General features: G+C 68.6%; 16 protein-coding genes. 10 read left to right on the plus strand and 6 right to left on the minus strand.

Translation table 11 applies throughout. The features are described from left to right. The first annotated feature begins 36 nt into the window (after window positions 1-36). The 7 genes from AB1K56_RS02715 (at window position 37) to AB1K56_RS02745 (ending at window position 6,624) form a co-directional block, all read left to right on the plus strand. Complete coding sequence (locus AB1K56_RS02715; RefSeq protein ID WP_371204439.1) at window positions 37-633, plus strand: hypothetical protein; 597 nt, start codon at window positions 37-39, stop codon at window positions 631-633. Next, on the plus strand, window positions 630-3,608 hold the full coding sequence (locus tag AB1K56_RS02720) for a phage tail tape measure protein (RefSeq protein WP_371204440.1): 2,979 nt from the start codon (window positions 630-632) through the stop codon (window positions 3,606-3,608). Before AB1K56_RS02715 ends, AB1K56_RS02720 begins: the two co-directional genes overlap by 4 nt. Window positions 3,609-3,622: 14 nt before the next feature. Then, window positions 3,623-4,333: a hypothetical protein gene (locus tag AB1K56_RS02725; protein ID WP_371204441.1), complete on the plus strand. Its 711-nt coding sequence runs from the start codon at window positions 3,623-3,625 to the stop codon at window positions 4,331-4,333. Between the two features lie 17 nt (window positions 4,334-4,350). Continuing rightward, entirely contained in the window at window positions 4,351-4,812 is a 462-nt protein-coding gene (locus tag AB1K56_RS02730; protein WP_371204442.1) for a hypothetical protein, read from the plus strand. A 16-nt stretch (window positions 4,813-4,828) separates the two neighbouring features. After that, on the plus strand, window positions 4,829-5,206 hold the full coding sequence (locus AB1K56_RS02735; protein WP_371204443.1) for a hypothetical protein: 378 nt from the start codon (window positions 4,829-4,831) through the stop codon (window positions 5,204-5,206). A gap of 20 nt (window positions 5,207-5,226) precedes the next feature. Further along, window positions 5,227-5,994 carry a hypothetical protein gene (locus tag AB1K56_RS02740; RefSeq protein ID WP_371204444.1) on the plus strand — a complete coding sequence of 256 codons (768 nt, stop codon included), beginning with the start codon at window positions 5,227-5,229 and terminating at the stop codon, window positions 5,992-5,994. Between the two features lie 72 nt (window positions 5,995-6,066). After that, window positions 6,067-6,624, plus strand: a complete 558-nt coding sequence (locus AB1K56_RS02745) for a hypothetical protein (RefSeq protein WP_371204445.1) — start codon at window positions 6,067-6,069, stop codon at window positions 6,622-6,624. Here the strand turns inward: AB1K56_RS02745 and AB1K56_RS02750 are convergent. Further along, a complete protein-coding gene (locus AB1K56_RS02750) occupies window positions 6,600-6,893 on the minus strand; it encodes a hypothetical protein (RefSeq protein ID WP_371204446.1) in 294 nt (97 codons plus the stop codon). The two genes, AB1K56_RS02745 and AB1K56_RS02750, sit on opposite strands and share 25 nt — an antisense overlap. A 34-nt stretch (window positions 6,894-6,927) precedes the next feature. Then, window positions 6,928-7,233 carry a hypothetical protein gene (locus AB1K56_RS02755; RefSeq protein ID WP_371204447.1) on the minus strand — a complete coding sequence of 102 codons (306 nt, stop codon included), beginning with the start codon at window positions 7,231-7,233 and terminating at the stop codon, window positions 6,928-6,930. Window positions 7,234-7,303: 70 nt separating this feature from the next. Between AB1K56_RS02755 and AB1K56_RS02760 the strand changes: the two genes are divergently transcribed. Together AB1K56_RS02760 and AB1K56_RS02765 are read left to right on the plus strand one after the other, a co-directional pair. Then, a complete protein-coding gene (locus AB1K56_RS02760; protein ID WP_371204448.1) occupies window positions 7,304-7,489 on the plus strand; it encodes a hypothetical protein in 186 nt (61 codons plus the stop codon). A 402-nt stretch (window positions 7,490-7,891) separates the two neighbouring features. Beyond that, window positions 7,892-8,602, plus strand: coding sequence for a DUF4145 domain-containing protein (locus AB1K56_RS02765; protein ID WP_371204450.1), 711 nt, complete (start codon window positions 7,892-7,894; stop codon window positions 8,600-8,602). Between the two features lie 233 nt (window positions 8,603-8,835). Here AB1K56_RS02765 and AB1K56_RS02770 read toward each other — a convergent pair whose 3' ends face one another. Beyond that, the gene (locus AB1K56_RS02770; RefSeq protein WP_371204452.1) at window positions 8,836-9,096 is read right to left on the minus strand and encodes a helix-turn-helix transcriptional regulator; all 261 of its coding nucleotides are present in this window, start codon (window positions 9,094-9,096) and stop codon (window positions 8,836-8,838) included. A gap of 265 nt (window positions 9,097-9,361) precedes the next feature. On the opposite strand from AB1K56_RS02770, the gene AB1K56_RS02775 reads away from it, so the two are divergent. Next, window positions 9,362-9,499 carry a hypothetical protein gene (locus AB1K56_RS02775; RefSeq protein ID WP_371204453.1) on the plus strand — a complete coding sequence of 46 codons (138 nt, stop codon included), beginning with the start codon at window positions 9,362-9,364 and terminating at the stop codon, window positions 9,497-9,499. Between the two features lie 133 nt (window positions 9,500-9,632). Here the strand turns inward: AB1K56_RS02775 and AB1K56_RS02780 are convergent, their stop codons facing one another. From AB1K56_RS02780 to AB1K56_RS02790, 3 genes are read right to left on the minus strand one after another with little or no spacing between them, the layout of a single operon-like run. After that, window positions 9,633-10,409: an SGNH/GDSL hydrolase family protein gene (locus AB1K56_RS02780; RefSeq protein WP_371204454.1), complete on the minus strand. Its 777-nt coding sequence runs from the start codon at window positions 10,407-10,409 to the stop codon at window positions 9,633-9,635. Window positions 10,410-10,417: 8 nt separating this feature from the next. Then, window positions 10,418-10,558 carry a hypothetical protein gene (locus AB1K56_RS02785; RefSeq protein ID WP_315995088.1) on the minus strand — a complete coding sequence of 47 codons (141 nt, stop codon included), beginning with the start codon at window positions 10,556-10,558 and terminating at the stop codon, window positions 10,418-10,420. Between the two features lie 51 nt (window positions 10,559-10,609). Continuing rightward, window positions 10,610-12,310 carry an AMP-binding protein gene (locus AB1K56_RS02790; RefSeq protein WP_371204455.1) on the minus strand — a complete coding sequence of 567 codons (1,701 nt, stop codon included), beginning with the start codon at window positions 12,308-12,310 and terminating at the stop codon, window positions 10,610-10,612. Window positions 12,311-12,315 lie beyond the last annotated feature (5 nt).

Genomic DNA, 12,315 nt, shown 5'->3' on the forward strand with positions numbered 1-12,315 from the left:
CGCGTCCGCCCGGGCTCGATCCTCATCACCCCTCGCATGGCCGCTCTGCTCGTCACTTACGGGCCGGGCAAGTTGCGGGCTCGCAACCAGGTGAGTCCAGAACCCGAAGTGACGGAATTGCTCGCTGACCTGGACTATGCCGCCCGCGTCCACGCGGCGGAGGTCGCGCGTGCAACCAAAACCGACGGACCCGTCGCGGCGGTGGCATCTTCGGTGTCGGTAGAACGTGCTGCATCCTCTTCCGGCGTCAGCCGGTCAGCCCTCACGAAAGCGTTGCGGGACGGCCGGCTGACCGGGAGGAAGGACGAGAACGGTGTGTGGCGCGTCGACACCAAGTCGCTCGAGGCGTACGCCCCGAAGCGAACCGCCAACAAGGAGAACCGGATGTCGACGTTCGAGGCCGTGGCCGATCAGCTGGTCAGCGCCCGCGACACCATCCTCGGCGCGGAGCACACCTCCGACGCACTCGGAGAGGTCGTGCACGGTCTGTCGATCGCCGCCGGCTCTCTCGCCGTGCTCGCGGAGGCACTCGACTCCCTGACGCCCACACAGCGTGCACACGCGATCGAGGGCCTTGAATTCCTGCGCCAGAATCCGGGGTCTCTTCCCGACGACGGAAGCGACATCCGATGAGCGACTTCGAAGCCGGCGCCCTCGTCTGGAAGCTCCGCACCGTCGGCAAGTCCGTGTTCGACTCCGACATGCGGGACGCGCAGACCGCGTTCACCAAGACCGGAGACGCCGCGAAGAAGGCAGCCGCCGACGTCGACGGACAGGGAACCGCCACCGAGCGCACCGGCCGCAAGGCCCGAGACGCGAAAGCCCCGCTCGAGGAACAGGCAACGTCGACCCGCAAGGTCGGCGACGAGTCGGACAAAGCCTCGCGGAAGCAGCAGACCCAAGCCGACGTCACCGAGAAGCAGCGGGCGGCCGCGAAGGAGCTCAGCGTCGCCCTCCTCGCCGCGGGCGTCGCAGCGGGCGCGATGGTCAGCCTGTCGATCGCGAAGTACTCCGAGTTCAGCGCGCAGATGTCCAACACCGGCGCCGCCACGAAGGCCACCGCCGCGGAGCAACGCGAGCTCGCCGACGCAGCACTCGACGCGGGCGCCGACACCGCCTACTCCGCCACCGAGGCCGCCGCGGCGCAAGAGGAACTCGCCAAGGCCGGCCAGAGCGTCTCCGACATCGTCGACGGATCCCTCACCGGCTCCCTCGCCCTCGCCGCCGCCGGGCAACTCGAGGTCGCTCGGTCCGCCGAGATCATGGCCACGGTCCTCACTCAGTTCCGTCTCCCCGCTGAGCAGGCCGGTCACGTCGCCGACGTGCTCGCCGCCGGTGCGGGTAAGGCGCAGGGCTCCGTTGATGACCTGTCTCTCGCGCTGTCCTACGTCGGCCCGCTCGCGAACTCGATGGGCTGGTCACTCGAGCAGACCGCCGGTGTCATCGCCTACTTCTCCACCCAGGGCATCGTGGGCGAGAAGGCCGGCACCGCCCTCCGCGGCGTTCTGGCGTCGCTGCAGGCCCCGTCTGGCGCCGCGGCGAAGGTCATGGAGGAGTACGGCATCAGCGTCTACGACGCGAACGGGCGCATGCTCGAAGCCGCGCCCCTCGCGCAGGAACTCAAGAACAAGCTCGGTGGCCTCACCGACCAGGAACGTCAGGCCGCGCTCGGCCGCATCTTCGGCAATGAGTCCCTCCTCGCCGCGACCCTCCTGTATGAGGGTGGGGCGCAGGCGGTCAGCACCTGGACGGATAACGTCAACGACGCCTCCTACGCCGCCGACCAGGCCGCGCAACGGCAGGACAACCTCGCCGGCGACGTCGAGAAGCTGGGCGGCGCATTCGACACCGCCCTCATCAAGACCGGGTCCGGCGCGAACGATGTGCTCCGTGAGATGGTGCAGACCCTCACCGGGATGGTCGACCTCTTCGGGGACGCCCCCGAACCGGTGCAGGAGACCGCCCTCGTCCTCGGTACGGCCACCACCGCGGCCGCGCTGCTCGCAGGCGCCACGCTCGGCGTCCAGACGAAGTGGGCGGAGTGGAAGGAGACCCTCGGCGCCACGAACGCGCAGATGGGCCGCTCAGCCCTCGCCGCCGGCGTCGTCGGGGTCGCTCTCACCGGTGTCCTCGTCGTGGTCGCAGCCCTCGCGCAGCAGCAGGCCGAAGCCCGCCAGCGTGCACAGTCCTATGCCGACGCCCTCGACCAGGGCGCCGAAGCCACCCGCAAGTTCGTCGTCGAGTCCCTGGTCGCCGAGCGCACGCACCTGTGGATCTCGCGCGGGTCCGCCGCCGACGCGGCCGCCAAGTTCGGCATCTCGCTCGAGACGATCGCGGATGCCGCGCAGGGCAACGCCGAAGCGCTCAAGTTGGTGCAAGACGTACTGCGAGCCGGCGAGGGCGACACTCAGGTCGCCGCCGAACTGGCAGACCGATTCGGCCTGAGCCTGATCGAGGTGTCCTCCGCATCGACCACCGCCTCGGAGGGCATCCGCCAGATGCAGCAGGCCGAGCAGGACGGTAAGCACATCCGGGAGCAGATCAACTCCGCCACGGACGAGAACATCAGCAAGACCAAGACGGCCGGCAAGGCCTACCTCGACGCCGCCGACGGTGCGAAGTCGATGCAGGACGAACTCAGCCGGCTCCTCGACCTGATCAACCGCAGCAACGACGCCAACGCCAACGCGATCACCTCGAGCAACGCCTACCGCGACACCCTCGCCAAGATCGACGAGGTAATCCAGAAGGCCCGCGACGGAGTCGACGAGAACCAGGACGGCGTCGCCGACTACACCGCCTCCCTCGACGAGAACACCCAGGCCGGACGCGACAACATGAGCATGCTCGTCGACCTCGCATCCGACACCCGCCAGATGGCCACCGATCACCTGACCGCGACCGGCAACGTCGAGGAGTTCCAGCAGAAGCTGCAGGAGGGTCGGGACAACCTGATCCAGCGGGCGCAGGACCTCGGCTACAGCGCCGACGAGGCTCGCCGCCTCGCCGACGAGATCATCTCCATCCCAACGAAACCGGAGGTGGAGGTGATCGTCAAGACGCAGCAAGCGATGGACCAGGCCGCGGCATTCAAGGCCCTCTGGGAGAGCATCCGCAGCCGGACGGTCACCCTCGACGCCGTGCCCCTCATCGGTGGCGGTCAGGTGCAGCGCTCAGGCCCCCTCGCCGGCGGCTACCAGTTCGCCGAGGCCGACGGCGGCGTCGTGAGCTACTACGCCCGCGGAGCCGTGCTCAGCGGCGCCGGGAGCGAGCACCACGTCGCGCAGATGGCGAAGGCAGGATCGTACCGGGTGTGGGCGGAGCCGGAGACCGGCGGCGAGACGTACGTCCCGCACGCCGAGTCGAAGCGTGCTCGCTCCGAAGCGATCATGGCGGAGACCGCGGCGATCTTCGGGGGCATGTACATCCCCGCCGCGGCCCTCGCCGGTGGCGCGGCCGTACCGCAGAGCGCGGGCGGCGGCGCACCGATCGTCAACATCGCCGCGATCAACATCCCGCCCGGAGTCACCTACGCCGAAGCCGTGTCGATCGCCAAGGAGGCCGTCGTCGACGGTCTCCACGCCGTGATCCCTCCCATCGGCTACTGAGCACGGAAGGCATCATGCTCATCAACACGAACGACTCACCGCTCGAGCGACTGCGCGACGTCGTAGAGAACCGGTCCCGAGAGAACCCCTTCGAGTCCTCCTCGATCCGTAACGGACGCATCCGGTTCATCGGCGGCACCCTCAAGCTCGACGACGGCGCGCTCCTCGACGGCGACGGCACGTTCCGGTGGCGTGGAGTCGGCTCGATCGCCGGGGACTGGGAGGTCCTCGAGGGCGGCGTGATCAAGGTCGGCTCCGTGCTCATCAGCCCCGTCGGAGGCGGCCGCATCATGGTCGGCCAGGGCCCCGTCGCGATCATCCTCGACGGCGGATCCGGCAGCCTCACGATGGGGAACGTCCGCATCCAGGAGGGAAAGATCTTCGTCAACGACATGGTGCTCGACCCGAGCATCGGCGGCGGCGCGCTCACCTTCCCCAACGGCAGCCGACTCGAAGCCGACGCCGCGAACACCGGAGCCCGCCTGATCGCCGGCACCGCAGTCGCCAACGTCGGCGACGTCGCCTCCCTCCGCAAGGGATCGACGTCGGTGATCATCAGCACCCTCGGCGTCACCGTCAACGCCCCCAGTGGCGAAGAGATCCTCCTGCAGGGCGCCGTGCGCATCCCCCTCGCCAGCGTCCCCACCTACGCCGGCAGCGGCCTCCCCTCCGGCACCCTCCGACTGTCCACGAGCGGCCGCCTCGAGCGCGCCGACGGAACCTGACCCGAAAGGCACCCACCGTGCTCACATACGAGAAACGCGGACGCAACCTCATCCTCACCGTCGAGGGCGTCCCCGAGCCGTTCACCATCCCCCCGCTCCCCACCAACCCCGGACTGCAGATCACCGCCACCTACCTCGGCATCGCGGGCGGCGAAGGCAGCGCCGCAGACCTCGCCGAGGCCCTCATGATCGCCGTCGACGGGGCCACGCAGGACGACGACGGGCGGTACCGCGCCCGCCCCGACGGGGAGCGCCCCAACTACACCCGAGCCGGGGAAGAGCTCACGCAAGAAGAGGCGGAGAACCTCATGTCCGCCGCGTTCTTCTGGCAGACCGCCCTCGGCCTCGCCGGCGTCCAGACGTTCATCGAACACGGAGAGGGCACCCTCGGCTCCCTCCACGCCCTCTCCACGCTGACCGCCCGCATGCGCGCGCTGCAGCACCGCGACAACACCAACGCGCCCACAGTCGGCGCCTGACCCGACAGGACCCCACATGTACAAGCTCACCGCCCCCACCGACAACACCATCCGCAGCAACGCCTACTCCGGCGGCTGGATGGTCCTCGGCGTCGGCTACACCGACAACGAGAACTACGCCCAGCGTCTCGCCGAAAACGGCATGGACGTCCAGGAAGTCAACGAGATCCCCGCCGACCACAGCGAGAAGGTCGCCCGCCTCAACAGCTGGCCGTACCCGATCGACGTGGGCCAGGCGGACGGAGCCAACCCCGACCACAAGTACCGCTTCCAGGACCACAACGGCACCTGGCGCGACATCCGCGACCTGATCAGCGGCGCACTCACCCTCATGGACTCCACCCACACCGGCCACGCGCCCCTCGTGCGCCTCGACCCCACCGTCACCCGCTGACGCACCCCGAAGGGATCACCATGACCATCAACTCCGCCCACGTCCGCCACTACCGCCAGCAGCTGCGCGACGCCCCGACCACCGCCGCCGCACTCGCCCGCGAGCTGGGCGACGGCCTCAGGGCCGTGGCTTCCTACAACGACCCCGACCTCACCGCCGAGGCGCTCCGCAACCGCCGCGCCGACCGTCGCGAGGCGTTCATGGCCGAGGCGCAGCAGCGCGTGCCCGGCTACCGCTCCGGCTTCGAGCGCGCCCGCGACTACCTGCTTACCGAGGCCAAGACGCACACGCAGTTCCCCGCAGGCGACGTCGCCGCCGTCGTGATCGCGACGCAGAAGTGGAACGGCATCGTGCGCATGATCGACGCCGGCGCGCCCCTCGGCCGCCTCATCTCCGGTGTGACCGACGTTCCAACGCTCCTCGCCATCGCAGAGTACGGTCCAATGCTCGCCGCCGCGGACAGCTACAAGGAGCCCGAGATGAGTGACCGTCTCGTGGCCGACTCGATGGCGGGCCGGCAGTCCGATCCCCTCGCGGGGGGCGCGTGGGTGCAGGACGCTGTCTGGTCGCGGATCGCCGAAGTCACCCCCGACTCCGCCCTCGCTGAGCTCCTCAACGGCGCCCTCGAGGCCGGCCCGCTCTACGCGATCGCCGACCCCCTCCTGCAGGCCGCGGAGAACTACGCCACGCACGGCTCCGCAGACGTGCTGAGCGCGCAGATCCAATCCGACCTGGCGAAGCAGGAGTACACCCCCCGCCCCGACGGCGCAGAGGCCGCCGCAGCTTGACCCCCAAGCCCCGGGGCTCGCGCGTACCCTGCGCGCGCGAGCCCCGGCATCCTCCCAGACGAAAGGCACCAGGTGGCCCTCTCAAACGCAGCTCGCGATCGCATCCTTGAGATGTTCGACGCGGGGCACCCGCGTAACGAGATTGCGCGACAGGTCGGCGTCTCCGGGTCCACAGTGACCACCGTCTGCCGCAGAGAAGGCCGCCTGTTCGACCGCTCTGCGCAGCTACTCGACCTCCGCGCAGTCGAAGAGGACCTCGGGGAGCTGAGAGACCTGGTCGCCAAGAAGATGCTCATCGTCGCGAATGACGCGCTCGACAGCCTCGACGGCCCCCACCTGGTGTACAACTTCGGCGGCCGCGACAACGAGTACGCCGAGCACCTCCTCGACGAAGCACCCCTGGAAACGAAGCTTGACGCCATGCGCGCCGCTTCCCTCGCCGTCGACAAGGCAAACCGGATCGTCGAACGCAGCAACCCTGGCCTCGAGCAAGCCGCCGGCATCCTCGGGGGCATCAACGCGGGTATCGAGTTCATGACGAACTACATGCGCGAGAACCACGTCGACTCAGACGCGGCATTCGATGCTCTCGAAACCGCCGCCGCTCAGGAGCGCGAAGACGAGGTGTGACGGTGCAGATCGGCGAGCTTGCGCTCAAGCCGACGCACCCGGCGCGCCTGTCCCGCGGCGATCGCGAGCGACTGGGCGGCGAGCAGCTCTCGCTCACGCTGAGCCCGAACCACCGCGGCATCGACACGGCCGCACGCCGTCGCCGCCGCCGTCATCGCGGCGCCCGAGAAGGTGACGCCCGCATCTCGAGCAACGCGCGAGACAGAGCTACCGGACACGCCTACCTCGCGCGCGATCGCGTTGCGCCCCAAGCCTGCGACGAGCAGCATCTCGATGCGCTCGACCGTCTCCGCAGGGAGCGGCTCAGGCCGCGGCATCGCTCTCGGAGAACCGGAGGGACGTGCCGCGGATCTCCCGCCGGGGGTCCTTTCCGTGACGCCGCGCTTCCTCGGCCACGTTGCCGACGATGCTGTTGAGCAGGAGCACGACGACGTCGTCTACACCGAATGAAGGGTGGAGAGATGTCAGCTGGTGCAGGAGCTCACGCGTCCGCGCCTCGTGGCGCACGCTATCCAGCTCGGTCGGGGCAAGCTTGCCCTCCAAGGTCGATGCGATCATGTCGGCGATCAGCGTCTCTATCTCGTGTGAGGGCTTCTTCTCGGAGGTCATGGCGTCACGGTACCGCCCACCTCCGACATTGCCTGTTCCACGACCCTTCTCGCGGTGCCAGAATCCGACAATGGAGAAAATTCGACTGCAGGACGGCCCCCGACACGGCGAGATGGTCGACGAGGCACCAGAGGGCTACACCCTCATCGATGATGCATCGGACGGCACCCTCGGGCGCGTCGCTACATGGACCGAGAGTCTCGACGAATTCGAGCGCATCGCCCGCGACGCGGGCTACCTCCCGTCCGATAGCTGAGGACGCTTGACCGTTGGGGCCCCTCGCCCACAGAGGTCGCCCAGGGGCCCCAACGCATTCGGAAACTACTTCTCTACGGTGACGCTCCCCGGCTGAGCTCCGCCCGCTGCGTATCGATACGCGAGAGCCAAGTCGGCGAGAGCCCGAGCTTTCGACCCTGAGTTGAGCGTCGCGCTTGCGATCGCCTTCGCGTGCGCCTCGATCGCGGTGAACAGCTCAGCTTGCGCTTCTCTCTGCCCCATGTGCTTCCCCTCTGTAGTCCACGGGCCCTGTGCCCGAGGTAGCGCACAGCATACGAGCGACGTACGACATGGGTGCGTTTTGGTCCAGGCGGGCTAGGTTCGGTGCGTGGTGAGAGTTCAAGGCGAGACAGTCTGCCCGTACTGCGGCAAGAACGCAGACATGGAGTACGTCGAAGGAAGCGCCCGACTTGTTGGCGGGCCAGATTATCCCGGTGAGGCAGCGTTCCAGTGCTTCGCCTGCAAGCGGCTCCTGATCGGGGGGCGACGACATCTCGGTCTCATGGATGTTGGGACAGTCGACCCTCGAGAGGAGCAGTTCTACAGCATTCACGAGCACTCCACACCGAGTGACATCGCGCACGCCTTGATCGGGTTCGTGGAGTACTGGGAACCCGCGAAGCCTATTGGCCGATCGACGCCCAACGTGCCCGCGCACATTGCGTCGGCTATCGACGAGGCTTACCGCTGCCACAGCATCGGCGCTTACAGAGCGGCGGTGCTGATGGCGCGCGGCGTCATCGAGGCCGGCGCAAAGCACTTCAAGGTGACTCAGGGAATGCTTGAGAAGAAGATCATCCAGCTGGGCGAAAAGGGTTTGTTGCGCCCGGTGCTGGTTGAGTCTGCCCACGAGATCCGGCACATCGGGAACGACGCGGCCCACGGCGACTACGAGAAGAAGGATCCGGAGAACAGCGATCTCGTCGTCGAAACGGTGACAGAGGAAGACTCGACGGACGTTCTTGAGTTCATGGACGAAATCGTTGACGAACTCTTCGCATTGCCAACGCGAGTACAACGTCGACAGGAGCGCCGCAACGCCGCCAAGAGCGCCCAGGCCGACCAAGACGGGCCCGGCGGCGCAACCGGCTGAGGAGGATCAACCCCTCCGCCGGTTCGTAAGGCGCGCGCGGGATGTCGTGATGGACACGGTGAGTTCGTCGACGGACGGTCCGCCCGGCGCCCACACCCTCTCGGCGGACTGGCGCGGAGTCAGCGGCGCGAAGATCGCGATCGCTTCCGAGATCACCTGCCCTACTTCATCGAGGGCCTGCGCGCGTCGGCGCTGCTGCGCCGGCGTCAACGACTCATCCGGTGCTCTGCCGTTCACGAGTTCCTCTTCTCGGTCATCCATGTCTCGAGGTCGGAGCGGTAGCAACGAAGACGGTTCCGGACGACGAAGAACGGCGGCCCCTCACCTTTGCCCCGCAGGTTGTAGAACGTCTTCCTCGTGAGTCCGGTGATCTCGCAGACCTGCGGCATCGTCAACGCGTCGTCCGGGTGCCGTGGCGGCTGAATGGCCGGCGCTGGCGCATGCTCTCGCGGCATCGCCACGGCCTCGGCGAGATCGACGATGGCGCGGGTCAAGGCACGCGCTGCGCCATCGATCGCTTGCCGTCGGACTGCGTCAGCATCATCTCGCATGATCGTTCCGTCCGTTTCCAGTCCGCAGATAGTCCGCAAAATATCGAATCACCGCAGGCCATGCGAGGGTATTTCAGGGTAGGTATTATCCAGGTCAAGCGGCATATCAGGGTATCCTGAGGTATGAGCAATCACCTGCTCCCGATTCACGAACTACCGCTGATCGCGCCCGCGACGAAGCCGTGGTCGTCCCTCTGACGTTCGCGCGATGAGCAGACCGCTCGACCCCCTCACGTGCCCGACGTGCGGCGATCCTCTGCGCTTCGAGATCCTCGACGACGAGCGCTTCCTCGCCGCATGGTCGTGCGTGAACTGCGGTCTCATCCGGACGACCGAGCCCGTGTGACCCCGCCGGCGGCGGGGTCGGGCCGCCCGTTCGAGCCGTCCGCCTGGAGCGCCGTCCGGGTGCCGTGGAAGAACGGACCGGGGTCGAGTGCGTCATTCCCGGAAGTGTCGCACGCCGGCTCCGCGGACGCGCGTCAGTGCGTCAACGCCGCGAGGACGGCATCCGCGATCGCCCGGTGACCCGCGTCGTTCGGGTGGAACTCGTCTCCGGCACCGGCGAACGTCTCCCGCCCGGCGGGGCCGTGGAAATCCGCGGTCGCGAAGGCCTCGGCGAGCGAGACGTACACGCCGGCGCGGGCCGCGCACGAGCGCGCGATGACCTCGTCGTAGGCCGCGCCGTCGGCGGTCCAGGTGCCGAGGCAGAGCAACCCGGCCTTCGGCGACGTCGATCGGATGCGATCGAGAAGGCTCGCGTACTGCTGCTCGAAGTCGGCGAGGGGCGTCGGCACCCCGACGTCGTTCGTGCCGAGCTCGACGACGGCGACCCCCACGTCGGAGGGGACGTCGGTCACGGCCGCGACGGTCGACAGCGTCTGCTGCGCCTGCGCGGCGCCCGTGACGTCGACCGATCCGATGTCGTCCGCGACGAGACGGATGAAGCCCCGATCCTTCGTCGTCGCGAAGAATCCGGCGGTGAGGGAGTCGCCGGCGACCAGCATGCGAACGCTGCCGTCGTTCTTACGGTCGACGAGCACCGTCCCGGGCCGCGCGGTCGGGGTGGGCGTCGCGGTCGGGGTGAGAGTCGGCGACGGAGTGCGCGTCGCCGTGGGCGTGGGCCGTGTCGACGCGGATGCCGCGGGCGCAACCTCCGGCGCGTCCCGCGCCGCGGAGGTCATCACCGCGGCGACGCCGATGACCGCCGCGACCGCGACGACGCTGATCGCGACCGTCCAGGCCGCTCGGGGGCGCAACGAGGGGCTCAGCCCTCGATGCCGTTGATCATCTGGGTGATCTCGCGCTCGGTGTCGCGTCCCACGTTGCGTTCCTCCTGCAGCGACGGCATGTCGCTCTCGTCGTCGACGGTGGGGTTCTCGAAAGGCTGCTTCTTCTCGTGATCCATGTACCGATGCTCACATGCGGACGGGCGTGATGCGAGGGGTTGCGGACCGTGTCATCCGCGCAGGGAGTCGTCGCGCCACTCCACGCAGTCCACCTCGCCGCGGAACACGGCCTCTTCCCGCTGACGCAGTTCGACGCGGCGGATCTTCCCCGAGATCGTCTTGGGCAGGTCGAAGAACTCCACACGGCGCACGCGCTGGAAGGGGGCGAGCCGCTCGCGGGCGAAACGCAGGATGTCGAGCGCGACCTCCTCGCCCTCCTCGTGCCCACCCGCCAGCACAATGTACGCCTTCGGGACGGCCAGACGCAGGTCGTCGGGGGCGGGGACGACCGCGGCTTCGACGACGGCGGGGTGCTCGATGAGCACGCTCTCGAGCTCGAACGGACTGATCTTGTAGTCCGACGCCTTGAAGACGTCGTCGGTGCGCCCGATGTAGGTGATGCTGCCGGTCTCGTCGCGGCGGGCGACGTCGCCCGTGTGGAAGAGTCCGTCGGCGAACGCCTCGGCGTTGCGTTCGGCGTCGCCCACGTATCCGGTCATGAGATTGACCGGGCGGTCGGACAGGTCGATGCAGATCTCGCCCTCATCGGCGCGCTCCCCCGAGACGGGGTCGACGAGCACCACCGGGCATCCCGGAAGCGGACGCCCCATCGACCCGGGAACGAGATCGGCGCCGGGCGTGTTCGCCACGACCGCGGTCATCTCTGTCTGCCCGTACCCGTCGCGGATGTCGAGACCCCACGCGCGCTGCACCGAGGCGATCACCTCGGGGTTGAGCGGCTCGCCCGCCGACACGACCTCGCGCAGCGCCCCACGGCGTCCGGTGAGGTCGGCTTGGATGAGCATGCGCCACACCGTCGGCGGCGCGCAGAACGTGGTGACCCGGTCGTTCTCGAGTTCCGTCAGCAGTCGCTCCGCCGAGAACCGCGAGTAGTTCAGCGCCAGCACGGTCGCGCCGGCGATCCAGGGCGCGAAGAACAGGCTCCACGCGTGCTTCGCCCACCCCGGCGAACTGATCGCCAAATGCACATCGCCCGGCTGCAGCCCCAGCCAGTACATGGTGCTGAGGTGGCCGACCGGGTACGACGCATGGGTGTGCTCGACCAGCTTGGGCTTCGACGTCGTGCCCGAGGTGAAGTAGAGCAGCAGCCGCTCGTCGGCGGTGGTCCCCGGATGCCGCGCCGGCTCGGCATCCTGGGCGAAGGCGTCGTCGTACGAGACCCACCCCGGGTGGGTTCCGCCCACGACGATGCGACCGAGTCCCTCGGGGAGGTCGTCGAACTTGTCGGCGTCGGCCGCCCCGACGACCACGTGGCGGATGTCGGCGCGCGCGATGCGGTCGCCGAGGTCGACGCGTCCGAGGGCTGTGGTCGTGGGTGCGATGACCCCGCCGAGCTTCATGATGGCGAGCATCGCCTCCCACAGCCCGACCTGGTTGTTCAGCATGAGGAGCACGGCGTCGCCGCGCGCGACGCCCTGCGACGACAGCCACGCCGCGACCTGGTCGGAGCGACGGGCGAGCTCGTCGAAGGTGCGCTCGTGGTGCGTCTCGTCGTCGTCGACGACGATGAGCGCCGTCGCGTGGTTCCCGCGCGCCATGGGGTCGAACCAGTCGATCGCCCAGTTGAACGGCCCCTCGAAGCGAGGCCAGGCGAACGACGCCGCACGCGCTGCGTCGGTGCGGGCGGCGAGGAGTTCGTCTCGAGCGGCGCGGTAGCGCTCGGTCGCGGACGCGGACGACGTGGGGATCATGGTGC

Origin of the sequence: Microbacterium sp. BWR-S6Y, assembly GCF_041379845.1 — a bacterium.
Lineage (GTDB): Bacteria > Actinomycetota > Actinomycetes > Actinomycetales > Microbacteriaceae > Microbacterium > Microbacterium hydrothermale.